22 protein-coding genes and 2 tRNA genes are annotated in these 23,483 nt (G+C 53.7%); 9 read left to right on the top strand and 15 right to left on the bottom strand.

Annotated features, from left to right (window positions below; genetic code table 11):
* Positions 1-11: 11 nt before the first annotated feature.
* Entirely contained in the window at positions 12-302 is a 291-nt protein-coding gene (locus VEZ52_RS06055; protein ID WP_324836031.1) for a hypothetical protein, read from the top strand.
* 664 nt (positions 303-966) lie between these two features.
* Positions 967-2,592 carry a diguanylate cyclase gene (locus VEZ52_RS06050; protein WP_324836030.1) on the top strand — a complete coding sequence of 542 codons (1,626 nt, stop codon included), beginning with the start codon at positions 967-969 and terminating at the stop codon, positions 2,590-2,592.
* On the opposite strand, the gene VEZ52_RS06045 is transcribed toward VEZ52_RS06050, so the two are convergent.
* From VEZ52_RS06045 to VEZ52_RS06005, 9 genes are all read right to left on the bottom strand, one after another.
* Positions 2,593-4,422 (bottom strand): ASKHA domain-containing protein, encoded by a 1,830-nt coding sequence (locus VEZ52_RS06045; protein WP_324836029.1) that lies wholly within the window; start codon positions 4,420-4,422, stop codon positions 2,593-2,595.
* Positions 4,415-5,440 carry a uroporphyrinogen decarboxylase family protein gene (locus VEZ52_RS06040; RefSeq protein ID WP_324836028.1) on the bottom strand — a complete coding sequence of 342 codons (1,026 nt, stop codon included), beginning with the start codon at positions 5,438-5,440 and terminating at the stop codon, positions 4,415-4,417. The genes VEZ52_RS06045 and VEZ52_RS06040 overlap by 8 nt, the downstream gene beginning before the upstream one ends.
* Positions 5,441-5,444: 4 nt before the next feature.
* Entirely contained in the window at positions 5,445-6,392 is a 948-nt protein-coding gene (locus VEZ52_RS06035) for a uroporphyrinogen decarboxylase family protein (RefSeq protein ID WP_324836027.1), read from the bottom strand.
* An 8-nt stretch (positions 6,393-6,400) separates the two neighbouring features.
* Positions 6,401-7,066: a corrinoid protein gene (locus tag VEZ52_RS06030; protein ID WP_324836026.1), complete on the bottom strand. Its 666-nt coding sequence runs from the start codon at positions 7,064-7,066 to the stop codon at positions 6,401-6,403.
* Positions 7,063-7,863, bottom strand: coding sequence for an ABC transporter ATP-binding protein (locus VEZ52_RS06025; protein WP_324836025.1), 801 nt, complete (start codon positions 7,861-7,863; stop codon positions 7,063-7,065). Before VEZ52_RS06025 ends, VEZ52_RS06030 begins: the two co-directional genes overlap by 4 nt.
* Positions 7,864-7,916: 53 nt before the next feature.
* Positions 7,917-9,014, bottom strand: coding sequence for a uroporphyrinogen decarboxylase family protein (locus VEZ52_RS06020; protein WP_324836024.1), 1,098 nt, complete (start codon positions 9,012-9,014; stop codon positions 7,917-7,919).
* A 67-nt stretch (positions 9,015-9,081) separates the two neighbouring features.
* Positions 9,082-9,825, bottom strand: a complete 744-nt coding sequence (locus VEZ52_RS06015; protein ID WP_324836023.1) for an ABC transporter permease — start codon at positions 9,823-9,825, stop codon at positions 9,082-9,084.
* A gap of 101 nt (positions 9,826-9,926) precedes the next feature.
* The gene (locus VEZ52_RS06010) at positions 9,927-10,976 is read right to left on the bottom strand and encodes an ABC transporter substrate-binding protein (RefSeq protein ID WP_324836022.1); all 1,050 of its coding nucleotides are present in this window, start codon (positions 10,974-10,976) and stop codon (positions 9,927-9,929) included.
* Between the two features lie 523 nt (positions 10,977-11,499).
* Positions 11,500-11,862, bottom strand: a complete 363-nt coding sequence (locus VEZ52_RS06005) for a DUF488 domain-containing protein (RefSeq protein ID WP_324836021.1) — start codon at positions 11,860-11,862, stop codon at positions 11,500-11,502.
* Positions 11,863-12,014: 152 nt separating this feature from the next.
* On the opposite strand from VEZ52_RS06005, the gene VEZ52_RS06000 reads away from it, so the two are divergent.
* From VEZ52_RS06000 to VEZ52_RS05975, 6 genes are all read left to right on the top strand, one after another.
* The gene (locus VEZ52_RS06000; RefSeq protein WP_324836020.1) at positions 12,015-12,302 is read left to right on the top strand and encodes a hypothetical protein; all 288 of its coding nucleotides are present in this window, start codon (positions 12,015-12,017) and stop codon (positions 12,300-12,302) included.
* A 236-nt stretch (positions 12,303-12,538) separates the two neighbouring features.
* Positions 12,539-12,615: transfer RNA gene (locus VEZ52_RS05995), tRNA-Pro, on the top strand.
* 248 nt (positions 12,616-12,863) lie between these two features.
* A complete protein-coding gene (locus VEZ52_RS05990) occupies positions 12,864-13,484 on the top strand; it encodes a hypothetical protein (RefSeq protein ID WP_324836019.1) in 621 nt (206 codons plus the stop codon).
* Between the two features lie 634 nt (positions 13,485-14,118).
* Positions 14,119-14,799, top strand: a complete 681-nt coding sequence (locus VEZ52_RS05985) for an outer membrane protein (protein WP_291444741.1) — start codon at positions 14,119-14,121, stop codon at positions 14,797-14,799.
* A 156-nt stretch (positions 14,800-14,955) separates the two neighbouring features.
* Complete coding sequence (locus VEZ52_RS05980; protein WP_324836018.1) at positions 14,956-15,420, top strand: DinB family protein; 465 nt, start codon at positions 14,956-14,958, stop codon at positions 15,418-15,420.
* 65 nt (positions 15,421-15,485) lie between these two features.
* Positions 15,486-16,073, top strand: coding sequence for a hypothetical protein (locus tag VEZ52_RS05975; protein WP_324836017.1), 588 nt, complete (start codon positions 15,486-15,488; stop codon positions 16,071-16,073).
* Between the two features lie 71 nt (positions 16,074-16,144).
* Here VEZ52_RS05975 and VEZ52_RS05970 read toward each other — a convergent pair.
* The 6 genes from VEZ52_RS05970 to VEZ52_RS05945 all read right to left on the bottom strand — a co-directional run bounded on the left by VEZ52_RS05970 (position 16,145) and on the right by VEZ52_RS05945 (position 23,125).
* A tRNA-Pro gene (locus tag VEZ52_RS05970) sits at positions 16,145-16,221 on the bottom strand.
* 54 nt (positions 16,222-16,275) lie between these two features.
* Positions 16,276-18,303 (bottom strand): alpha-amylase family glycosyl hydrolase, encoded by a 2,028-nt coding sequence (locus VEZ52_RS05965; RefSeq protein ID WP_324836016.1) that lies wholly within the window; start codon positions 18,301-18,303, stop codon positions 16,276-16,278.
* A gap of 116 nt (positions 18,304-18,419) precedes the next feature.
* Positions 18,420-19,325, bottom strand: a complete 906-nt coding sequence (locus VEZ52_RS05960) for an NAD(P)-dependent oxidoreductase (protein ID WP_324836015.1) — start codon at positions 19,323-19,325, stop codon at positions 18,420-18,422.
* Positions 19,326-19,342: 17 nt separating this feature from the next.
* Positions 19,343-21,058: an SUMF1/EgtB/PvdO family nonheme iron enzyme gene (locus tag VEZ52_RS05955; RefSeq protein ID WP_324836014.1), complete on the bottom strand. Its 1,716-nt coding sequence runs from the start codon at positions 21,056-21,058 to the stop codon at positions 19,343-19,345.
* Positions 21,048-22,307: an ABC transporter permease gene (locus tag VEZ52_RS05950; RefSeq protein WP_324836013.1), complete on the bottom strand. Its 1,260-nt coding sequence runs from the start codon at positions 22,305-22,307 to the stop codon at positions 21,048-21,050. The genes VEZ52_RS05955 and VEZ52_RS05950 overlap by 11 nt, the downstream gene beginning before the upstream one ends.
* Before the next feature lie 2 nt (positions 22,308-22,309).
* On the bottom strand, positions 22,310-23,125 hold the full coding sequence (locus VEZ52_RS05945) for an ABC transporter ATP-binding protein (protein WP_324836012.1): 816 nt from the start codon (positions 23,123-23,125) through the stop codon (positions 22,310-22,312).
* On the opposite strand from VEZ52_RS05945, the gene VEZ52_RS05940 reads away from it, so the two are divergent.
* The gene (locus tag VEZ52_RS05940) at positions 23,115-23,285 is read left to right on the top strand and encodes a hypothetical protein (protein ID WP_324836011.1); all 171 of its coding nucleotides are present in this window, start codon (positions 23,115-23,117) and stop codon (positions 23,283-23,285) included. The genes VEZ52_RS05945 and VEZ52_RS05940 overlap by 11 nt on opposite strands.
* The last annotated feature ends 198 nt before the right edge of the window (positions 23,286-23,483 follow it).

Raw genomic sequence — 23,483 nt, 5'->3', positions numbered from 1 at the left:
TTTCCAGGGCAATGATCCTGCCAGCGATGGCGGTGTCGCGGGTGTGGGCGTATTTGACCTCAATATTGTTAATTGCCTGCAACGAAAAACAAAATAGCGCGGCCATGGCAATGGCCCCAACTGAAATAGTAAGGATAAATTTTCCACGCAACGTATGCAGTATCTGGCTGATCAAAACGATTCCTCCCGGGGCAATAGTAAAAACCAATATGGGCGATTTACAGCGCAATATTGCTAACAAGTCACATCGACAGAAACTGTTTGCTGTTTATCAAAGCCGCGTCATGCGTTGGTATCAATAGTATTGATGCTGTAATTTTATTTTCGGAATTTATGTTACAATGTTTATATTTCATAAATATAAATATTTTTTTCACATGCTGATGACTATGCGAAAAACAAATACATAAAAATACAATATCAGATAATATTTGCTTTAGAAATATCTTACTATTTGTTGTAGTAATAATGATGATTGTATTGTTCAGACATGACAGTGTGCTATTATTAAAATTGACTATCTTGTTTTTGAACTTATTGTTGCTGACTTGGTTGGGTGATAAGGACATGAAGCCTTAAATACTGCAAATAAAATTATGCTTTCATTTTTTTGCAGTATTTTTTGGCGTAGAAGCCACGTAATAATTTTTTGAGCTTTTTTTAAAATGTATAAATTGGCATAAACATGGAAAAAAATTATCCGATAAGGAAATCTCCTTGAGATCGTTTCCATTATTAGGCATATATGCCATTTCAAGAAAAATTCTATAGTTTTATTTCATTCAATATAATTACTTTTTTTTAGTTTTTGTATTCTCAAGGGCTCTTTTCTTGTGTTTGTTGCTGGCAGTATTCGCGAGATATATTATTTATTAAGTATAGTTAGGCATAAAACTAAAAAGTGTTGGAACAGATATTGCTAATGATTTCAGGCAGGCAAAAAAGCAAAAACTGCCAATCAGTGAGATGGCCATGAACAGACACAGGCTTATGAGTATTTTTCGGTTTGATACGATCAGGGGGCGTATTCGCGCCTATACTATTGCCATTGTCTGCATTCCAATCACCATTGCGGCTCTTTTTTTTATTTTCTTTCAACAAGAACGCCTTATCGAGCATGAAAAGAAGCAACTTGCTGAAATTCTAGGTCAAAATAGAAATACACTTGAAGCTTATGTGGACGTGTGCTTTCAGGATGCTTCATTTTTGGCAAAAATCATTAAAGCGCACAGATCAGATATGGAGAGTGCTGCAAAAGAATTTAACGATTACGATGAAAGCCACACAGGCATTGCAGCCGCGGTATTTGTCAATGCACAGGGCGTTTCTGAAATTGACTCCATGGGCAAACCCGGTTTGTACGGCGGCGACAGGTATTACTTCAAACAAGCAATGATGGGCCGCCGTGCAATTACTACAGGAATCAAAGGGCGTGTTTCCGGCAAGCCCGTGTGCATGTTTTCAATGCCCGTGACTAACGAAGCCGGGGAGTTTGACGGAGTCGTATTTTTGTCCATCCTCGTGGGCGAGCTGGACGCATGGCTGCACGGATCTTTTGTGCCGGACAAACAAGGGCTGATACTGTGTGATGCGCAGGGAAACATACTCGCACCATACAGGGTGGTTGCAAGCAACGCAGACGATGAAGCAAAACAGGTGCCCTTGCAGCTTATGCAACTTGACGAATCTGGTCAGATCTTTGTGAACGATCAGGGTGTTCGCATGCTCGGCGCTTCCGTTGCTGTTGGGAGTGGCGGTTGGCGGCTGGTGTATTTTCGGTCAATAGACGAAATTCTTGAGGGATATCGTTGGCTTACGATTTTTGTCGGCCTAGGGTCGCTCTGCGCCATATTGTTCATGATGCCACTGATGCTGCGTTTTAGCCGCAGTATTGAAGCTCCGCTTGAGGAGTTAACGGCCTATGCGCTTGAGCTGCGTAAAAACAATTACGAGGCAACAGGGCAATTGTGCGACCAGAAAAATATGCCCAGCGAGCTCAGAATTCTGTTTGACGCATTTACTGTAATGAGTTTCAGGGTCGCCAGGCAGATCAAAAAGGCCGAGGCCGTGAGCCTGAAAGATGCGCTCACAGGCCTGCACAACCGCCGTTTTTTGCAAGAAATGGGCACGGAATTTCTTAAAAAAACGCTTTCATCAGGCCAGCAGTGCGCTTGCCTGATGCTTGATATCGACCACTTTAAAAGTATCAACGACACCTTTGGACACAATACCGGAGATATGGTGTTGCAGCACACTGCGCGGATAATCAATGCCAGCGTGCGCAGTGCTGACCTCCTTGTGCGCTACGGAGGCGAGGAGTTTGTTGTTCTTGTTTCCTGTATGGAAGCCAGACAAGGTGAAGAACTTGCCCACCGCATACGACATGCAGTGGCAGCGAACCCCTTGTTGCACGAAGGCAACAACATCAGGGTAACAATAAGTATTGGCGTGGCTGTATGCGCAGATATGGCAGGCATGGTGGAATCGCCCGAATCCGCCGAGGCGGCGCTGGCCGTCATGCTGATCCGGGCGGATAAAGCCCTGTATGCCGCCAAGGAAGATGGGCGTGATGCCGTAGTGGTTGCTACGTAGTTATTCCAGAGGAAACCGCATGCTGGCTGCAAACAGCCTGTCGTAGCCGGGCCTTGTGCTCAATTCAACATAATCAATCTGTTGGGAAAGCCTTTCCATTGCTTTGCGTGCATGCTGCGACACAAGCGCCATGCAGGCGCCTGAGCGTGAAGTGTTGCCCAGAAAGCGCACCCGGTCTTCAAGACATTGGGGGATGATGCCGCAGGCCGTGAGGCTGCGCGCTGGCAAATATGCCCCAAATTGCCCAGCCACCAGCACATGATCAATATCTTCCATTGATATTTCCGCATGTTGCAGTAGGGCCGTAAAGGCTGAAAGAATGGCCCCCTTAGCCAGTTGCACCTGCCGCACGTCCTTCTGCGTAATCAGCACCTGATGCGGCGCGGCTGCAAGCTGTACTGCGGCCTTGCCCTGATGTTCTGAGCAGAGCGCCCGCCGGGGATCGCCCTCGGCAAAATCGGCAGCCTTGAGCATGCGGCCATCCGGCCTCACAAGGCCTGCGCGCAGCAGCTCCCGAATGGCAGCCAGAACGCCGCTGCCGCAAATGCCCGTCGGCGGCGTATCGCCAATGGTTTTAAGGCTGATATTCAGGCCGGTCTGCCCCTCAATGTTCTCAATCAGCACATCTTCCACAGCGCCGGAGGCCGCGCGCATACCGTGGTGGATGTTCATTCCTTCAAGGGCCGGGCCTGCCGCGCAGGAGCACGATACAAGCTTGCCCCCGGCAGCAAGTACCACCTCACCATTGGTGCCGATATCTATAAAGAGGGCATTGCCCTGCACTGTTCCCAGCCCGCAGGCGTAGGCCCCGGCAACAATATCTGCCCCGATATAGGCTGAAACACCGGGGAGGGTATGCAGGCGGGCGTTTGCAAAGGTCCGCAGGCCAATGTCCTTGGCGCACATCTCAAGCGCCCTGGTAAAAACCGGGGCAAAAGGCGCAATACCCAGCGAGTGCGGGTCAATGCCAAGCAAAAGATGCGTCATGGTGGCGTTGGCCGCCACGGCGATTGTGTAGACCCTGCCGGGATCAATGCCGTGGTTCTGGCAAAGTTCCAGCCCAAGCTTGTTCAGACAGCCCACAATCTTTTTTTGCAGTTGTCGCACACCTCGGTCGCCCTGTTCTCCGGCATAGGCAATGCGCGAAAGCACATCAAGGCCGAACTGCGTCTGGGGATTGATAGCCGAGGCATTGCCCCAAATATGCCCATCCGCAAGATTTACAAGCGATACAATGACGGTGGTTGTGCCGATATCCACCGCAAAGCCGTACATCTGGCCCGAAGTGTCGCCGGGTTCCACGTGCAGCAGGGTGTTTTCTTCCACAACCAGAGTCACTGCTGCGTATTCGTCAGGCCTGACGGCTGCAAGCTCTTGCAAGACGCTCAGACTGTCTGTTCCACACAGAGGCTCAGCTGTCTGACGTTGCAGCCAGAGGTTCCAGGCTGTGTTGGTTGCAGCGCCTCGGGGCGGCAACGGGCAAACAATCTTTTTGATGGAGGGCGAGCACTCCATGCGCTGCACAGCGCCATCGGCAAGGATTCTGTGCTCCTCGTTTGCTGCGGGCAACGTAACTGCTATGTCGCCAAGGCCTTTCAGGCGGCAGGCAAGACGCCAGCCTTCCTGCAACTTCGCATCGCCAAGGGCCTGGCGTTCATCGTCATCCGGTAGGGGCAGGGGGGCGGCGTCTGTGATTTTTACCCGGCACTTGCCGCAGGTTCCCAAACCGCCGCAAGGGCTTTCAAGGATTGCGCCCACCGCGCGCAAGGCTTCCAGAACAGTCTGATCCTGCCCGCAGGTCACCCGCAAACTTGATGTGTTCTCAGGCATGACTGCCACTCGCCTTTACCGTGGCCAAGATGGCGCGCACATTGCCAAGCGGCGACCCCGTGCCCATGCCGCAGGCCGGGGAAATGATGTGCGCCGTTTCCATGCACTTTTTGGTGAGAACGGCAATCTTTGCGGGATTGGCAAGCTCCAGCGCAAACGTGCTGACATTGCCCATAATGCGCTTGCCCAGGAGTTTTTCTTTCGCTGTGGAAAGGTTCACCACAGCGTCAAAGCTCACAGCCTCGGCGGGCACTTGAGCCATTGCATCGAAAACCGGGCGCATCTGACCGCAGATATGCACAATAACACCCGCTTCAGGAAAGCGCACCTTGAGGCCAGTGCAGATTTCCGCCAGTGCCGGAACAACATAATCGGCAAACAGGACTGGGCCGAGAATTTCCCCACTGGCGCTGGGGTCTGAAATAGTGATGACATCGGCCCCGGCCTCCATCTGCAACAGGCCAAAATGCAGCAACTGCCCGGCAATAAAGGATACAAAGGCCTTGGCGTCATCCCTATTTTTTCTGAGTTCCTTATAAAATGTCGATGGCTCCATAAGCGATGTGGCAACGCTGATGGGCCCGGTAAGGTTGCCGACAATGGGGATGCTCGCATCCTTTTTTTTCAGCAGGCGGATTGCCTCAAGCACGGTTGCGGCACGGCCTTTTTCCGCATTCAAGGGGGCTACCTCGCGCCACTTTTTGACAGAATCAATGGCATAGCCCGTCACGTGCGGTTCCCGCTCATGGGTGCCCATGTCCACCTGCGCGCCCATTGCCTCCACCTCCACAGTCATGCAAAAGGGCAGACCGTAGTTTTCAAAGCACTGCGCCGTAACGGACGCTTCCGCCAGTTCGGCCATGAGCCGTGGGTCGGAGTGCGCCGCAGGCCAGGGGGCATCTGTCGTATCCATCAGTTCGCTGGTGATCATGTTCATCATGCCGCCGGGGCAGATGCAGGGGGGGCGATCTGTCGGCAGCCCTCGCAGAGCGGCCATGAGGCGTTCTTTTTCTGTCATTGTGCTAGGCTTCTTGTGGCTTTTGCAGTTGCAGATAGTGGAGCATGCCATGCTCGGGCAGCGGGCTTGCCCGCTTGATGCAGCGCTTGCCAAATATGCGGCCGCCCTTGGCCAGCGCAAGGCAGGCCTGCTGATAGGTGGCGTGACCGCTGACCGGGGTTTCCTGCCATGCCGCAAGCTGGGCGTTGACCAGACTGGAGGCGCTGTGCGGGCAAAGGTGCAGAGCCGTATCGGGCAAGGATGCCACCATTTTTTCAAGAAATGGCGCAAGAAAGGAGGTTGCCAGCATGGAAGAGAAGCGCGGCCCGATGATGTGCGGTGCAGCCGCAGGATCAGCAAAACTGACCAGATCAACCCCGGCAGCGCACAGCTCCTTGGCGTAGCGCTCGAGCTGACCGCCGATGTGCAGAAAGGCCAGCGTTGTCAGCGCTGGATCCTTGCGCCAGCATTTGAAAAGCGCCGCAAAATCAACCAGCGCGGACAAAATGCTCACCGGCCCGCTGATTTCAACAGCGACCACTTCATCCTGATTTTTCAGCATATGGCAGGCTTCAAGTATCGCATGAATGCGCCCGCTGCTGAAATCCATAAGCCGGTTGTCGTCCAAAAAAGCGGCAAGCGAGTCATAGGCGTAGCCTGCGGGCCGTGGGCCGCTATCGGCGCTGCCCAGGTTGATGTGCGCGCCGAGGGCCTCCGCCTCAACCGTGCAGCAGAACGGCAAAAAAGCCATATCCGTCTGACTTTCGCGCCGCAACATTGCGGCCATGAGGCAAAGCGAATGGGCATCGCTGTGAGCGGCAGGCAGGGGCAGCCCAAGCCTTTGGGCAATGCGCAAAACACGGGTGGCATCATCCTGATGCCCACAGCCCTTGCCTTCCCCAGAATCTGCCGCAGATTGGGCCTGATCCGCTTGAGCCTGGTCCTCGGCCTTTTGTTCCGATTGCTGCGTCATGGCCCGCCCTACACAGCAGCCGCTTGCTCGCCCAACAGGGTGCTGGCCGTGACCGGGGCTTCCGTAGCCGTGGTGCAGTAGGCATCCGCGCCGATTTTGGCGGCAAAGGCATGCGAAATTGGCGCGCCGCCAATGAGCACCTTGACCTTGTCGCGCAGGCCTTCTTCTTTCAGGCGTTCAATGACCCTCTTCATGCCGGGCATGGTGGTTGTCATCAGCGTGGACATGCAGACGACCTGAACATCGTTGTTCTTCACGGTTTCCACAAATTTTTCGATGGGTACATCGCGCCCCAGATCAATCATGTCAAAGCCGTGCGTTTCCATGAACAGCTTCACCAGATTTTTGCCGATATCGTGCGTATCGCCCTCCACAACGCCGATAACGCCGCAGCCGCGCCGGTGTTCGTCTCTGGGCATGTGGGGGTTGAGGATATCCAGCCCTGCGTACATGGCATCGGAGCACAGCAGCAGTTCCGGCACAAAGTATTCTTCTTCCTCATACTTCACGCCTGCGGCTTCCATGCCTTTGCAAAGCCCGTCAGATATGGCGGTGCGGGGATTGATCTTCATTTCCAAGGCTTTTTGCGCGGAATCTCTGGCAAGGTCTTCGTCCATATCGAGCACGCTTTTGGCAAGGTCTTCCAGAATGGATGCATCGGTGGGAGTCATCATTCTTCTCCATCATTTGAGGATTTGAGCCTGGCTATTTCGTCATTGATAATGCCGATCAACTTGTTGCGCAGATCAATGGTACTGGGATCGCTGAACATCTTCTGCCTATCAACGTTCCTGTTTCTGCCGCACGAATGCTTGTAGATCACAGTGCTGGGCGACTGCCCGAGCACGTAGATATCTGTGGAGAGCAGCAGGGCCTCGTCCACATCATGGGTGACAAAAAAAATGGTTTTGCGCTGCTGTTCCCTTTTGCGCCACAGGTGCAGCACCATGTCCTGCAATCGGGCGCGGGTTACGGCATCCAGCGCGCCAAAGGGTTCGTCCATCAACAGAATGGGCGGGTCAATGCTGAACGCCCGGGCAATACCGCAACGCTGGCACATGCCGCCGGAGAGTTCCTTGGGGAATTTGTCGTAGCAGGAGGCGTCCAGCTCCACCTCGAGCAGCCGTTCAATGGCTTTCTCGCGGCGTTCTGCCGCCGACATGCCAGGGAAGCGCTGCTTGAGCGCTATGTCTATGTTTTCGCCTGCGGTCATCCAGGGGAAAAGCCCGTGATCCTGAAACACCATGCCGCGTTCAAGGCCGGGTTTGGTTACGGGGGAACCGTCAACCAGAATACGGCCAGAGTCGGGTTTTTCCAGCCCCGCCAGCAGGCGCAGCAAGGTACTTTTGCCGCAGCCGGACTGCCCCAAAAGGCAGACAAATGACCCGGCTTCCACATCAAGGTTCACGCCGCCAAGCACCAACTTGCTGTCATACGAAAAAGTCACATTATCCAGAATAACGTTCAGCACTGATAAACCACTCCATCTCTCACATAATTGCAATTGTCTGAAAAAATCGACTGCTATGACGTGCCTTCTGCCGCATCGTCAGGAGTGTTTTCCAGCATTTCTTTCACCTTATCTGCATTCACGGGATAGCCGACCTCACGCACTGTCTGCATCATTGCGTCAATGTTGCACAGCGGCGTTTCCACAGGGAGGCTGCACCCGGACATGACGACGTAGCCCTTGGGCGAATCGTGGGCATCAAGGATGCACTCCAGCGTCTTGCGGCGCACGCTGATCGGGGTGCCGCCGTACATGACGCTGGCAGGGTCCACATGCCCGAGAACCTTTGTTTTGTGCCCGATGGTTTCGCAGCACTGCTTGAGGTTCACAACGTTATCCACGCTGAAACCGGCCACGCCGAGGTCGGCAATGTCGTTCCAGATGTGCCTTGTTTCGCCGCAGATATGGATGACCGGATTTTTGCCCCGGCTTTTGATGAAATCCACAAGCTTTTTCAGCGGCGGCAGGGAAAATTCTCTGAAGGAAGCTGGGCTTACCACAGTGCAGGAAGACATGGGTTCGGATATGGTGGGCGAGAGGCCTTTGTCGATGGCGGCATCCGCATAGGCAATGCAGGTTTCAAGCGATATGTCGCAGAGCTTGTGCATGGCCTGCGGATTTTTGCGGATAAGCCTCAGGGTGTCGTCCACCCCATACAAAAAGAAAGCATTGGTGAACGGCCCCACAATGCCCGCTGCGCAGCCCACCTCGGAGCCGATGGCGTCGGTCAGGTAATCCATGGCCTGCAAATGGATGGGCAGGCGGCCATCCTTGAAGGGATTGGCAGGCCGGAGCGTATCAATGCCCGCAAGCGAGGTGACGGCAGGCTTTGCAAGGTCAACGGTGTGGTCTTCCGGCGCGTTGACGGTGGCCCCCATGGCTTCTGCCCAGGTGAAAAGATCGGTGAACACGCGCACACCGTCGTAGCCAAAGCGGCGATAGGTGGCTATCTGCGCCTGCGCAAGCACTTTGGGATCAGTGTTGAACTGGGATATTTTGCAGCCAAACACCCTGGCGGCGCCGTTGGCCACATTGGGGTTGCAGGGCAGCCTGTCTGCCGGTTTGCCCTGGGCAATTGCCGCCGCCCTTTCAAATGGGGTCATGGTATCCATACTGTTCATTCCTTGTGGTGATATTGTACAAGGCAGCCGCCAGGGGTGCAGTTGCACGGCAGCGGCATCAGTTATTGAGTGTCCAGGCCAGCGCCCTGTTTTTGATAACGTCAAAAATCCACATGATGGCCACCAGAATGACAGCCATAAAGATGAACCCGGCTATCACCATGTCAAAACGTGCAAAATCAGAGTAATACTGCACAAAATAACCCATACCGGACGTAGCGCCGAACATTTCGGACACTGTCAGCAGAATAAAGGAAAACTTGAGGGCAATGGAACACCCGGCAAATATGGTGGGCGCGGCAGCCGGGAGGATGATTCGGAACATCTTTTCAAAACCGGTAATTTCAAGCGTTGCCGCGTTTTCGAGGTAGCGCTTGTCGATAGTGACCACGCCGGAAACTGTGGTGCCGAGGATGGGCCAGAACGCGCCCAAAAAAATGATAAAAACCGAAGCACTATAAAATGATGTAAAAATATGGATGGCAAATGGCGTGATAAGCGTGACAGGGATGGCGCTCAGCCCGTTGATGTGGGGCGTGAGGTTTTTGCGCAGGGTCGGCATAAGCCCGATAACCACGCCAAGCCCGATGCCGCAAACCACAGCAAGAAAATACGCAGGCACAAGCAGCAGCAGGGAACTCCAGAGGCCTTCCATCAGCTTGCCAAAATGTTGCGTGAAGGCCGGAATGATCTTGTGCAGGCCCGCAAAAAGAAATGGATCCAGCACGCCAAACACATCAGTGAGCAGCCAGTATGCTGCAATAAAGAAAATACCGATTGCAAGCGCGCCAATGTTGTTCATAAACCCTGATTTCACGTTAACCTCAAAGCTGCCTGTTTTCTGCTGTGAATGGAGAAACTCCCTGCCTTGCATTTTACAACACAAGGCAGGGGGAAATTTTATTACATATTGTAGGTGTTGAACATTTCCATCTTGCTTTTGTAAAAAGCATCGTCGGGATTTTCCGCAAGCAGGGAATCAAGGGCGGACTTGTAGATTGAAGTGTTCAGGTGATCTTCAATGTTGATTGACTTGTCCTTGATGTAGCCGAAGCCCTGCATTCTTTCCCACATGGTGACCACCTTGTTCTTGTAGGGGTCGGTTTCGTAGATCAGGTGGGGGCTTTGCACAAAGCTTCTGACCAGAGCTTCAGGCATGTCCAGTTCCTTCATGGTCAGCTTCACAACCGTATCCATGCCTTCGGGCTGCTGCATGTCGCGCTCCGCGCGCAAATAGGCGCGAAAGAGCCTCTTAAGCGCTTCCGCATTGTTTGCCTGCCACTCGGTGCGGGAGAGCATGCGGCAGCAGGAGTGGTTGGGCCAGAGTTCGTCAGGCCACATCACAATCTTCATGCCGGATTCTTTGATCTGGGGTTCAAAGCCAGTGGAAACAGAGCCAAAATCGCACTGACCGCTGCGCACGGCTTCCATGACATCCTGATTTCTTTTGATCTCAACAAAGGTCACGTCTTTGTTGATGTCGTATCCGGCCTCGTGGAGGATGCCCTTCAGCACGATATCGGGGGTACCGCCGCGCATGATGGCGATCTTTTTGCCAATAAGCGATTCAATGCCCTTGTATTCCGTTTCTGGCCGGGCAAACACGGGCGTAGCGCCAATAATCATGTAGCCGCCGAAAATGGTGAACTTTTGCCCGTTGGCGATCTGAATGAGGGGGCCGCCGGTGCCGTATGTGGAAAGAACATCAACCTTGCCGGAACTGAGGGCAGAGAAAGCATCAGTACCGTTGTTGATGTAGATCATTTCGATATCGATGGCTTCTTCATCAAGATAGCCTTTGTGCTTGGCCATATATTGAAAAACCTGACCGGATGTAGCCTGCGCTGCCAGCCTGATTTTAAGTTTTTCAGCGGCTTCTGTTGTTCCTGCAAGCATTGCAATCGAAAAGACTGAAATGATTGCTGCAATAAAAATTCTGTAAGCTACGCGCATCTAATACTCCTTTTACTGGTTATCCATGCCATTGATGCCCCCGGCGCAAAAGGCGCAGGCATAGACGGCACAGAGGGATGTGTACGCAACAAGAGAATCCGGCAATCAGCCGAATGGGTGGGCGGAAAAAGCGCGCAGAAAACCTCTGCGCTCAGGGCGCGCGTAGCGGAATCTGATTCAGAAAATGAGGGCAGTAAATGAGAGCCGACTATTTGAAGTCGGTGCAGACGCCTTAGCTGGCGTGAGGCTCTTGCCGCGAGGGGATTCTTCCAACCTGGAAGAAATGAGGCTTTCATAGCCTCATCCTGATGGGCAAGTCAGGAGAGCTGTAAGCTGAGTGATCTAAATGCAAATGGTTGCTCTAAAACTCGGGTGCCGTTTGTAAAAGGTTAGTGCACTACCTAATTTATAGAATTTGCCATGAAATGCCGGGCTTGTCCAGATGTCGGATACGCCCCAACAGAATTGCCTTTGCCGGCGATAACCAGAGCGCCGCACTCCTAAAAGCAACTCCTTAATGCGGTTAATTCTGGAGCGTCATCCCTTCAATATATTCTTTTAATGCCACAGCATTGTTCATTTCTGTATCTTTGGCGGAGTAGAGCAGTATCACTGCCGGATACTGTCGAAGGAGGGTCAGCATCTGCGCAACAACAGCCGGGGCCGCGTCAAGCTCGGCGAAATAGTGCTTCTTGAATTCTGGCCATTTGGATTCATCGTGGGCGAACCACTTTCGCAGGTTGTCCGACGGGGCGATATCCTTAAGCCACACATCCCACGGGGCGGCGCTTTTGGAAATCCCCCTGGGCCACAGCCTGTCCACAAGAACCCGTATTCCTGCTGGCTCGGCATCGTGTGCGTATACGCGGCGCAAAATAATGTTCATGGCAGGTAATTCCATTTGGGCGTGAGGGCTTTTCTAAGATTGCGCAGCGTGAGAGGCAATGCAAGTCAAAATAGCTAGTAACTTACTCGGTAGATTCCTATTAAAAAATTATCTACTAGTTGATTTATTGATAGTTTGACCGGAGGCATTGCTTGAAATTCATACAGAACAGCGCATTTTTAATTCTGTTTTTGCTCATATCCGGATGCGGGTTGATCTTTGATATTGCCAACATTGCGAGTGGAAGACCGCCGCCGGAAAAACCGGATTATGAAAAAACAGACTTTGAAAGATCTGTGGATAAAACAAGAAAAGAACAAGAAAATTGGATGCGAGATCAACAACGGAAGTTCGAAGAAGATATACAACGCAATAGAAGAGAGAGTGATGAAAGGATGCAGCGTTGGGCAGAAGAAGCTAAGCAAAAGCAGAAAAACTGAAGTTTATCTGAGTATTGAGTTGACCAATATTGGGGTGGCAAAGGCGCATATCCGCTAGGTCGTAATCCCCGTTACGGATCTGCTTGCTCTGCGGCTGAAGCGCACCGAAGGAATGCCCAATATTGGGAGATTATGGCGCTCTGCCCGTGGATTTGCGCCGCGCTCAAAGGAAAATTCCTGGAATGATTATATAAGTTGACAGACCCGGCGGTTCCGCGTAGATACACATTTCGCGTCGGGATGTAGCGCAGCCTGGGAGCGCACTTGAATGGGGTTCAAGGGGTCGAAGGTTCAAATCCTTTCATCCCGACCAGCTTTAAAAAGCAAATAAAAAAGTTGTTTAGGCATGCCTAAACAACTTTTTTATTTTTAAGTACATTGCAAAGATAGCATTTTTAGTGGCGGTTTGCAGGATGATATAATAACTATCTGTCAGTGATAGCTATATAACTTCCCTAAAGCTGGATATTTCCATCAGTTTGGCAAAGTAAGAACCTTGATAGCTTTGAGTTCTTATATGAACTACAAGCATTAATCGAAAAAATTCAAGGGAGAATTATTATGTCTACTAATAGCTCAGACAGACTGTTGCCACGCGATTTTAAACCTCACATGAGCAATGCAGAGTTTGCACTTCTGCAAAAATATACTCCAACTGGAACAGTGCTGGAGTTTGGGGCAGGTGGAAGTTCAGCTTTTTTTGCAGAGCGCGGTGTTGAACAGTTAATAACTGTTGAAGCGGATAGAGAATGGATACATCAATTGATATTAGGTAGTGATACCCTGCGGCAATGGGTCAAAAAGAACCGTTGGAAACCAATTTTTGCAGATATTGGCAAAATCGGTGAGTGGAGTAGACCTGTCTCTAAAGTTCCATCAATTCAATGGCTTAACTATCATTGCAGTGTATGGAATTATGTTGATATTAAAAAGGTAAATTTTGTATTCATTGATGGAAGATTTCGAGTTGCTTGTGCGTTGCAGTACCTTTTGAGAAGCGTGTCTAATGATATCCCCGTCATGATGCATGATTTTTGGAATAGAGAATGTTATGCAGAAATTTTGAATTTTTTTGATGTAATTGACAAAATTGATACAATGGCTGTTTTTTTGAAAAAGAAAAGGATTTCCTGGCGCAATTTAACAATGTGCCTTTTAAAATTTCAGTTTGATCCAAGTTAGCTTGTGCCCCAGTTGTATGAGAGCCTTTTTCTTTAGTGGAGTTTGATCGCGCTTTGCGCCATTTCCCAAGCTCTCGGTGAAGGAGGCTCCAATGGGTTCTTGAGAGCCAAAATAACCACACCAGAGCAGCGGATTGCCCGTTTCATTTTTTTGCTGACTAAAAATAAATTGTATGTGGTATAAACGCTTAGTAGAACAAATAGTAATGTTACACTAAGCCAAAAAATAAAAAAAGCTTTGTTTATATATCTAGTATATTTATAATATGAACTGCTAATAATTTATAATTATCAATGTTATATTAATATTATAATTACAAACATCAGATTAATGCATAATATCGATTTGAATGGGGTTCAAAAGGTCGAAGGTTCAAATCCTTTCATCCCAACCAGAGATTTGAAGGGAATTCATGGAAAGATGAGTTCCCTTTTCTCGTTTCTAACGGCTATTTTTCCGCTTGCTATCGACAAAAAACCAGATTCCCCTGTCTGTAAGTTAAAAAAATCTGTCTTTTTTACCTCACCAAGCATAATTTGTGCCAAAAACAGTTGTCTGACTGTTGTCGTCAAGAAAAAAAAGGACTATGCAGAAAACGAACCTGTTTTTTTTGGCAAAACCAAGGAGGGTCATCATGTTTAAGCGTCTCATGCTTGCATTGGTTCTGTCCCTGGCGCTCGCGGCTCCTGCGGCTGCGGAAAACACCGGCGTTTATGGCGGCTTAAAATTTATTGATTCCATTCAAAGCACTGGCCCGTTCTCTTTGAGCGGGGATGTGAAGGGGCTTGGCGTAGGTCAGTATTCGCAAAACACCGTTGGGGGCGGCATTTTTGTGGGGTACGACTTTTACCCGCATTTTCAGGTGCCCATGCGCACAGAACTGGAATATGCCATACGAAGCAATATGACCAAAACCTGGGATCAGCAGATTAATGGCGGCACAGCATCGTTTAAAGGCGAGTGGGGCGTGCAGACGCTGTTTGCCAACGCATATTGGGACTTCCACAACTCCACGGCCTTTACCCCTTACCTCGGCGGCGGCCTTGGCATGGGATTCATCAAGACCAAGTACACTGCGGACGTTGACGGCGATGGGGATTCCGGCAGCCTGACGCAGTATGATACCGTTTTTGCATGGAATCTGGGCGCGGGCTGTTCCTATGCCTTTACGGAAAACATCTCGGCAGATCTGGCCTACCGCTTTGTGGGGCTGGGCTATACCGACATCAGCAAGCGCGTTGACGACAACAAGGTTTCCATCGGCAATACTCCGTATGCCAATGAATTCAGCCTTGGCCTGCGCTTTACGTTCTAGTCATAGGAAACGACAAACTGTCAGCTAGATCAGTGGGCCGGGGGTTTCTCCGGCCCTTTTTTGCGTTATGCAATAACCGCGTTTTGCTACGGGTTGACCATATCGATGGATAAATAATATAAAGTATCTCGCCGTTACCCTGTCACTGGAGATGTTATGGATCTGAAGAAAGGACAAGACATAATTGATGGCTTTGACACTCTGCTGCAGTCTACAGATCCAGCCCTCGCGCATGTGCGGGTGGCGGCAGACGCATGGACGCTTACGGAAATTGTCGGCCATCTTGTGGATTCTGCTGCCAACAATCATCAGCGGTTTGCCCGCTTGATATCGGGCAACCTTGACCAGTTCCCCCCGTATGAAGCGGAAACATTTGTAACGGTTCAACAGTATGACGGCTGTGATTTTGCAGAAATGGCAAAATTCTGGCGGCAATATAACTGGATGCTCATGCACATAATGCGAGCAATACCCGCAAATGCTCTTGAGAATATGTGGCAGCGTCCGGATGGGGCAAAGTCTCTATGGACTCTTGTTGAAGGCTATTTTGAACATATCCAGATGCACACAGACCAGTATCGCGAGCGCTTGCAGAAAATAAAGGATTTTGCGCGCATCTGACACCTTATCTTTAATAATTTATGCTTTTTTACTATAAAACATTGCAGCGAAAACATGGCCCGCCTATGCAGCTTTTGCAGCCAACGGCTATTCCAGACACTGTTTGTGGTTTGGAGATAGAAACGGGCGATGATTATTGGGTTTTAGGGAATGGCCAAGGCCATGCTTTTCTGGCGGACGCCTTTGCCTGTGCGGCGATTCTTCGGCAAGGGCAATTTATATACATACCCGTCTCCATGATTCCCAATGACGAGCTACGAGACATATTTCCGCCATCTACCAACACTTTTTTAGATGTGGTGCTATTCAACTATTGCGCACTCACTTTGCGTAGCAAGGAAGTGGCAGCTTGCCTGGCTTCCAACGCCAGATGGGAAGGACGCGTGTGGGTCAAGCCGGTGAGGCATGAACCATCTCCGCGAAAGAAGTGGGAGCTGCGCCGCAAACTCACGGTCACGCGTATACACAAGCACCTCGCCATCAGTACCAATGGGGATATGTATCGCTGTATGGCTCACGACAGCCGGGAAATGATAAATATACCTGACAGGCAAACCAGCAACAATTATCCTGAGCATTTTCACTACGACATGGATGAAACAACGTCCAGGAGTTACGGAATGCTGTTACGTTACTGGTATAATGGTCTTTAACATATTGAAATGGCAAAAAGCACAAACGAGAAAAGGGAATTCATGTTTCCATGAATTCCCTTTAAACTTTCTGGTCGGGATGAAAGGATTTGAACCTTCGACCCCTTGAACCCCATTCAAGTGCGCTCCCAGGCTGCGCTACATCCCGACGCGAAAAGAGTAACTACGCGGAACAGCCCGGCCTGTCAACATTTTTGCAACATTATTTTACATTTTTTAAGACTAATCCCACCAGCGGCGGAAGATACAGGGTGATATCCCCCTCATACCGACCCGGCAGGGGAGCAGTAAAATGCTCTGTTGGCGGGCTTTTTACCGCCAGATTGCCATGCCCTGCAAAGCGGATTTCGTCAGACGAAAGCAGCTCCGCATACTTGCCGGGGCTTACGGCAAAGCGCAGACCCTTTTGCGCCTCAAGCTCGTGAAAGTTGAAGGCAAAGAGCAGTTGCCCGCGCTCAAAAGCCAGCAGCCGCTTTTCTTCATGTATAAAGCGGAACATGGGCGGTTGGGCAAAGTCCTCAAGGTGGCTTTGCACAAGGGCGAGCATCTGCCTGTCCCATGCGGCCAGAGCGTGATATTTCAGCCCTGGGTCGTCAGCCAGCCGCCATTGACGGTGCGCGTGTTTTTCCGCATCCAGCCATTCGGGATGCCCGAATTCGCACCCCATAAAGTTCAGGTAGCCCGCATCCGCCGTTGCCAGCGTTATAAGCCGCATGAGCCGATAAAAGGCCAGCCCGCGCGATATGTTCCAGCTCTCGGCCTTGTTGCCCATATGGCCGTACATGGCATCGCCCAGCAACCGCCAGATCATGGCATCGCTGCCGTTGATGTGCTGGTCGTGGCATTCCACATAGCTGATGGTGCGGTCGTAGGGCCGATGGTTGGTCATTTCATACCACAGGCTGCCCATGTCGCGCGGCTCTTCAATGCATTTGGCCCAGTAATCGGGAATGCCCATGGCAAAGCGGTAATCAAAGCCAAGGCCGCCTTGCTCCGGCGGGCAGGTCAGCCCCGGCATGCCGGAAAATTCTTCTGCAATGGTCATGGCTGATGGGGCAAGCTCATGCGTGAGGGCATTGGCAAGGTTGAGATACAGCTCCCCGTTCACATCGGCGCGGGGCAGGCCGTTTTTGCCGTAAAAGCAGCGACCCACGTGAGAAAAATCGTCATCCTCGCCAAAATCCGCATAGAGCATGTTGCCCACGGCATCAAAGCGAAAGCCGTCCACGCGGAATTCTTCCAGCCAGTAGCGGCAGTTGGAGAGCAAAAAACGCCGCGTTGCCTCCTGACTGAAATCAAAGGATGGCGTTCCCCACTGGTTTTGCTGCTCGGTAAAAAAGTACCTGCTGCCATCGTACTGCGCCAGACCTTGTTCCGTGTTGGCGCTGGCGTGGCCGTGGGGCACATCAAGTATCACCGCAAGCCCCAGGCCGTGCGCGGTGTCTACAAGCTCCTTAAAGCCGTCCGGGGTGCCGTAGCGCGAGGACGGCGCAAAATAGCTGCTCACCTGATAGCCAAAGGATTTGTACAGCGGGTGCTCCAGTATGCCCATGAGCTGCACAGCCGTGTAGCCGTCGGCCTTGATGCGGGGCAGGATGTCGCGGCAAAAATCCGCATAGCTGCCAACGCTGTCGCCCTTGTGCGCCTGCGCGGATTGCGCCATGCCCACATGGGCCTCGTAAATACGGGGAAAGGCCTGCCGCGCAGGACGGTGATGCTTGAAGCAGTAAGGTTCATCCGGCAGCCACAGGCGGGCGCACCATTGCTCCGGCACAGCCGCGTTCTGTTCCACCCAGTTGGCAAAGGCTGGCACGCGCTTGAGGGCCTTGCCGGGGTGCTGCGCGTCCTGCGCATGCGCGGGAACCAGCCGTAACTCCACGTAAGTGCCGTGCTGCAAGGCATCGCCGGGCAGTTCCAGTTCAAAGATGCCGTCTGCACGGCGCTCAAAGCGGTATTTGGCGTGGCGCTGAAAGTTCAGTTTGTCGGTAGTGAGCCACAGGCTTTCGGCATTGGGCATGTATTCGCGCCAGCGCCAGATGCTGCCTGCGGGTGTTGTGAGGCGGTGCGCGCCAAAGGTGAGGTGCTGACCAGCGTATGCGCGCAACGAACCATAGAGGGTGCGTATGCGCTCAATTTCAGCCGTGTAGGCCTGGGTGCGGTATTGCAGGAAGGGACGGTACTGCTCCAGGGCAGGGTCATCCAACGGACTGCTGGGAGAAGCGGAAGGCATGGCGGATCTCCTGTTTACGGTTGCCCGAAAACGGCGGGCTCAGGCTCGTCATGCATTGCCCGTCCGACCCTAGAGCCGGACGGGCACAAGGGCCATTGCTGGCCCGGAAGCGTCAGTTATTTGCAGCAGGTGCGCCAATCCTTGGCCGAAAGTTCGGCAAGGCATTCCACCAGAGCCTGAGTGCCCTTGCTGCCCTGGCCCTTGGCCTGCATGATGCGGTAAAGCTGGTCAGCCAGGGTGATGCCGGGCAGCACAAGCTTCATGCGGCGGCATTCGTCAAGGCAGAGGCCCAGATCCTTGATGAAGTGATCGATGAAGAAGCCGGGGGCAAAGTCGCCCTTGAGCATGCGGCGGCCAAGGGTATTCATGGCAAAGCTGCCGCCGGAACCGGCAACCACGAGTTCCATCCACTTGGCAACGTCAAGGCCTGCTTCCTGCGCAAAGAGGAAGGATTCGCAGGTGCTGATCATCACGCCAGCAATGGCGGCCTGATTGGCAAGCTTGCCCTTCTGGCCAAAGCCCGCGCCGCCGCAGTGCAGAATGTTGGTGCCCATCTTGTTGAAGCAGGGCAGTACGCGCTCGTAAGCCGCATTGTCGCCGCCCACAAAGATGGAGAGCTTGGCATCGCGCGCGCCCACGTCGCCGCCGGTAACAGGGGCGTCCAGCGATTCGCAGCCCTGTTTTTTGGCGGCAGCGGCAATGCGCTCGGCCAGCACGGGGCTGGAGGTGCTCATGTCGCACACAATGCCGCCAGCGGCCAGGCCGCGCAGCACGCCGTTTTCGCCCAGCGTCACTTCTTCCACATCGCAGGGATAGCCCACAATGGTAAAGACCACGTCAGAGGCTTCGGCAACGGCGCGGGGGGTGTCGGCCCACTTGGCGCCCTTGGCGAGCAGGGGTTCGGTCTTGGCCTTGGTGCGGTTATATACGGTCAGCGGCCAGCCGGCTGCCTGAAGGTGTCCAGCCATCGAAAGGCCCATCACACCCGTGCCAATCCAGCCAATACGCATTTTGTCAGCCATTGATTCTCTCCTTTTGTCTACTGAAAACGGCGTTCAAGGATTGCTTTCTGCATGGCCTCGCGCGAAACGGTTTTATTTTTGCGCACCGCGTCTACGTGGAGCCGATACAGTTCAAGGTTTCGATGCATGTTCTCATTGAAGGGGTCATTACCGCTGAAATCCTTTGCAAGGGATGCATCTGCGGCGGCAAGAACTTCGGGAGCAAGCAACGCGCTTTCTTCTACCTTGCTGCGGTAAAAGGTGAGGGACTTTTCAATGCTCGTATCAAGCATCACCAGGCCCCGGTTGGCAGTATCCAATATCTGCTTGAGCTTTTCAAGAGCCGCGCCCTTGGCGGAAGCCTTTTCACGCTCCATACTTTCGATTTGCGTTTTGAGGCTGTTACGTCTGCTGGAGTAATTTCTTAGGGTTTCGATCATGTATACGCCGGTACGCAGCAGCGATTGCGCTTCAAGCTGCTTCTGGCGTTCCAGCATGATATTGTTTTCCTTGATGGTATTGCGCAGATCCTGAAGATTCTTGCGGGATGCCTCATCCGGCGCGGCAGCCAGCAGGCGGTCGAGTTCATCAAGGGGATTACGGGCGGTCTGACCGTCCTGCGCCAGCGGGGCCAGTTTTTCGCCAGCCTTGTTCCATTCGGCGGTCAGTTCCTGCGGACGCCCGCCGCCGGGGGTGTTGATACCCGATATTACGGGGCGAAAGCCCAGATCGCGGGCGTGTGCTGGGCCGTCTGTGAGAAAAAAGGGCATTTCTTCCCTGCGGCCCGGCAGAATCTCCGCATCGCCGGAGAGGAAGGAGCCGCCCTTGCGCACAAAGCCGCCAGCAGAGCCGTGCAAACGGCCAGCCATGGAAAAGCGAAAGGCATCCAGCACCATTTCCGCCGCATTGCCGGCGGTGTCATAAATGCCAAGCGGATTGGGCTTGCGCGAGCCTATGTTGGCCATGCCTTCGGCCCGTGCGCCCTGTTCCGGCCTGTAAACGGCGTAGTCGGCCTTGCTCTCCCCGGTAGGCAGAGCAAAAAAATCCTCCTGCAACAGCAGCTGGCTGCCAGCGGTCTGCCCGCCGCGCGCGGCGTATTCCCATTCCGTTTCTGTGGGCAGGCGCACAAAGCCCACATTGCGCTGGTCGCCAGCAAAACGCGGCAGAGAATCGGGCGCGTTCTGCAAAAGCCAGGTGGTATAACGGCGGGTAAAGTCTACCGCATCGTACCAGCTCATATCCGTAGCGGGGCGGGCAGCGTCTGCGCCAGGGTTTGCCGTATCCGGGCAGGCATTGTCCATCACGGCATGCCATTGCAGGTTGCTGACTTCGTACTTAGCCACAAGATAAAAGTAGTTCTGCCCCTGCGGAGCCTGTTTGCGCCAGGCGGCGGGCAGGTCTTCAAGCGTAAAAGCGCCGGAAAGTGCGGTATTGTAGCGCCGATCGTAGAATGCTCTGTCCTGATGGGCGCTGTCGTCCACACCGGGGCGCATGGGCATATCCCACAGCAGGCCCTTGGCGGGCACTGCCACCAGCTTGAAAACCATGCTCAGGCCGCAGGGCATGGGCAGGATGATGTCATTATCCGCCGGTTTGGGATTAAGGGCGTCAGCCGTGCTCACATCGGCCTTGCGGGCCAGAGCCGCCAGAGCGGATTGCGAGGCGCAGGGGGCAAGGAGCAGGGCGCAGCACACAGCGGCGGCAAAACCCCATTGCAAGGACGCGAGATTGCGGATGCGCAGATCAGATTTCACGGATAACCTCCGAGGGTTCAACGCGGGCAGCCCGCAAAGCAGGGGCAAGGGCGGCCAGCAGGGCAAGCCCCGAAACAGCTGCAAAGGCCAGCGCAAAATGCTCCGGCAGCAGAAGGCAGACCTGCTCAAGGCCGGTAACGCTGGCGCTGAAAAGTTTGTTGATGGCAAAGGCCGCCACCCCATACACGCCGGAGGCCAGGGCCGTGCCCGCAAGGGCCGTCAGCAGGGACTGAGCAAGCGGGAAGAGCATCAGCTTGCCCGTGGTGAAGCCGTGGAGCCGCAGCAGGCCGAGGATGCGTTCCTTGCGTTTGATGCCAGCCAGTACGCTGCTGGCTGTTGACGCCAGAAAGCCAATGGCGGTTGCCCCGCAGATGAGGGCGAATATCAGGTTGAGGGCGCGGGCAAGCGCCGTAACCTGCTCGATTTCTTCCGCATGGGTGTAGACGTCAAGCTTTTGGGCGGCAAAGGCCTCCCGCAGTTGCATCACATGGTCAAGGCTGCGGGCGTAGAGACGAAATCCGGGGTAGACGCGCTCGCCCTGCGGGCGAGGTTCGCCTGTCCAGCCATTCTGCGCGCCCAGCTCGGGCACGGCGCGGCCATCACGGTAGTCTTCCGTAGCTTCCATGAGAGGCAGCGGCACATAGGCCACATCCTTCTGTTGAGCCGCCAGGGGCAGCACTGCCGCCACGCGCAGGATCACGCGGGCGGTCTGCACCTTGCCCTGAAAGCGCCGTTCAACCTTTCCATTAAGGGTGTCGCCCTGCTTGAGGTGCAGCTTTTCCGCCGCGGAGGACGAAAGGGTTACGCCAATTGCTTCTGTGTCTGGCGAGTGCGGCATGGTCGGCACCGCAGCGCCAAAGCGCAGCAACAGGGGGTCGCCCTCGGCTGTTGGTTCCAGCGAGGCCACCAGCACAGAGCGCGCATCGCCATTGTTCGTGCTCAGATCCATGGTGGCGGCAATGGAGCGCGTGCGCGGCAGCACAAAGGCCACATCCGGGTGTGCCGCCAATCTGGCAAGATACTCGGGGGGGTATCTGCCGCTTATGACGGGCGAAATTTCAAGATTGCGTGGATCGTTGCGTAGGCGCTCGGTGAGGGTTTGCACCACGCCGAATTTTACGCCGTAGAGCACCAGCAGGGGAGTGAGCACAGCTGCCAGCCCGAGCACGGCGCAGGCCGAGAGCAAAAATTCGTGCCAGTAATCCTTGCAGGCCAGCCGCAGCATGGTTGTCCATGTATTCGCCGCCATGATCAGGCCGCCCTCCCTGTCCAGTGGAGGATGGACGCGCTGCCGCCCTTGTCCTGCTCCACGCGTACCGGCGCGAGCACAAAGCCAGCCTGACGCGCCTGCTCAAGGTTGTGCGTGACCATGACCACCGTGATGCCTAACTGACGCGCCAGCTCCGCAAAAAGCCGCAGCACGTTGGCCGCATGGCCGGGATCAAGTGCAGCAGTTGGTTCGTCCGCCAGCACTACGGATGGCCCGTGCGCCAGCGCCGAAGCTATGGCAACCCGCTGGCGTTCACCTACGGAGAGCGTTGCCGGGTAATGCCCCAGCAAGTGCCCTATGCCCAGCCGATCAACCACGGTTGTGATGGCCTCTTGACGCATGGCAAGTGTGCCGAGGCTCTTGCAGCGAAGCACGATATTTTCCCGTGCGCTCAAAAATGGCAGCAGGCCGCCTGTTTGCAGCACATAGCCAAGATAGTGCAGGCGCAGCAGGGCCAGAGCATCGGTGCCGCCACTGCGCCACGCGGCAAGAATATCCGTGGAGGCACCGGCCTGTGGGCTGAACATAAAACTGGCGGCGGCACTGGCGGGATGGGGTAGGTCGCCTTGCCCTGATCCGGTAGGTTTGTGCGGCAGGGCAAAGCCCTCGGGCGTCATATCCGGGCTGAGGGCGCAGGCCAGCATATCCAGCGCGGTGCTTTTGCCGCAACCGCTGGGGCCAACCAGAGCCAGCAGACTGCCGCGAGGCACGTCAAGCTGCTCTATGCGCAGGCGAAAGCCCTCGTCACCGGGCCGGGTTTTGCCAATATTGCGCAGGCTGAAAACCATGTCGGACATCAAAACTCCCAACTTTGCGGCGGGCCGCAGGCTTTTGCTGTTGCCCGTTTCCTTTCCACTTACCGCGCCCGTTTGGGCCAAAACCATGAAAATTTCTGTTCCCTGCCAGAGAAGGGAGCCTTTTTATGAGGAGAGTGTACGCTTCTGGTACTCGACCTGAATAAAAAGCCTTACCTGACGCTGGCAGGGAACAAAAGAGCCATAGCGAACAGCCTGTTAGGGCAGCATGCTCAGCGGCACACGGTAAACCCAGTCGCCGGGGTTGGCCTGGCCGAAGCTTTCCCAGTTGGCGCGGTCGCGGTCATATTCCTCATACCGGGCAAGCCGGGATTTGAGGCGGTTGATAAAGGCCGTCTGC

This window comes from Desulfovibrio sp., from assembly GCF_035644575.1.
GTDB lineage: Bacteria > Desulfobacterota > Desulfovibrionia > Desulfovibrionales > Desulfovibrionaceae > Desulfovibrio.
The sequence above is the reverse complement of the archived record's forward strand: the minus strand, read 5'-3'. Positions and strand labels throughout refer to the sequence as shown.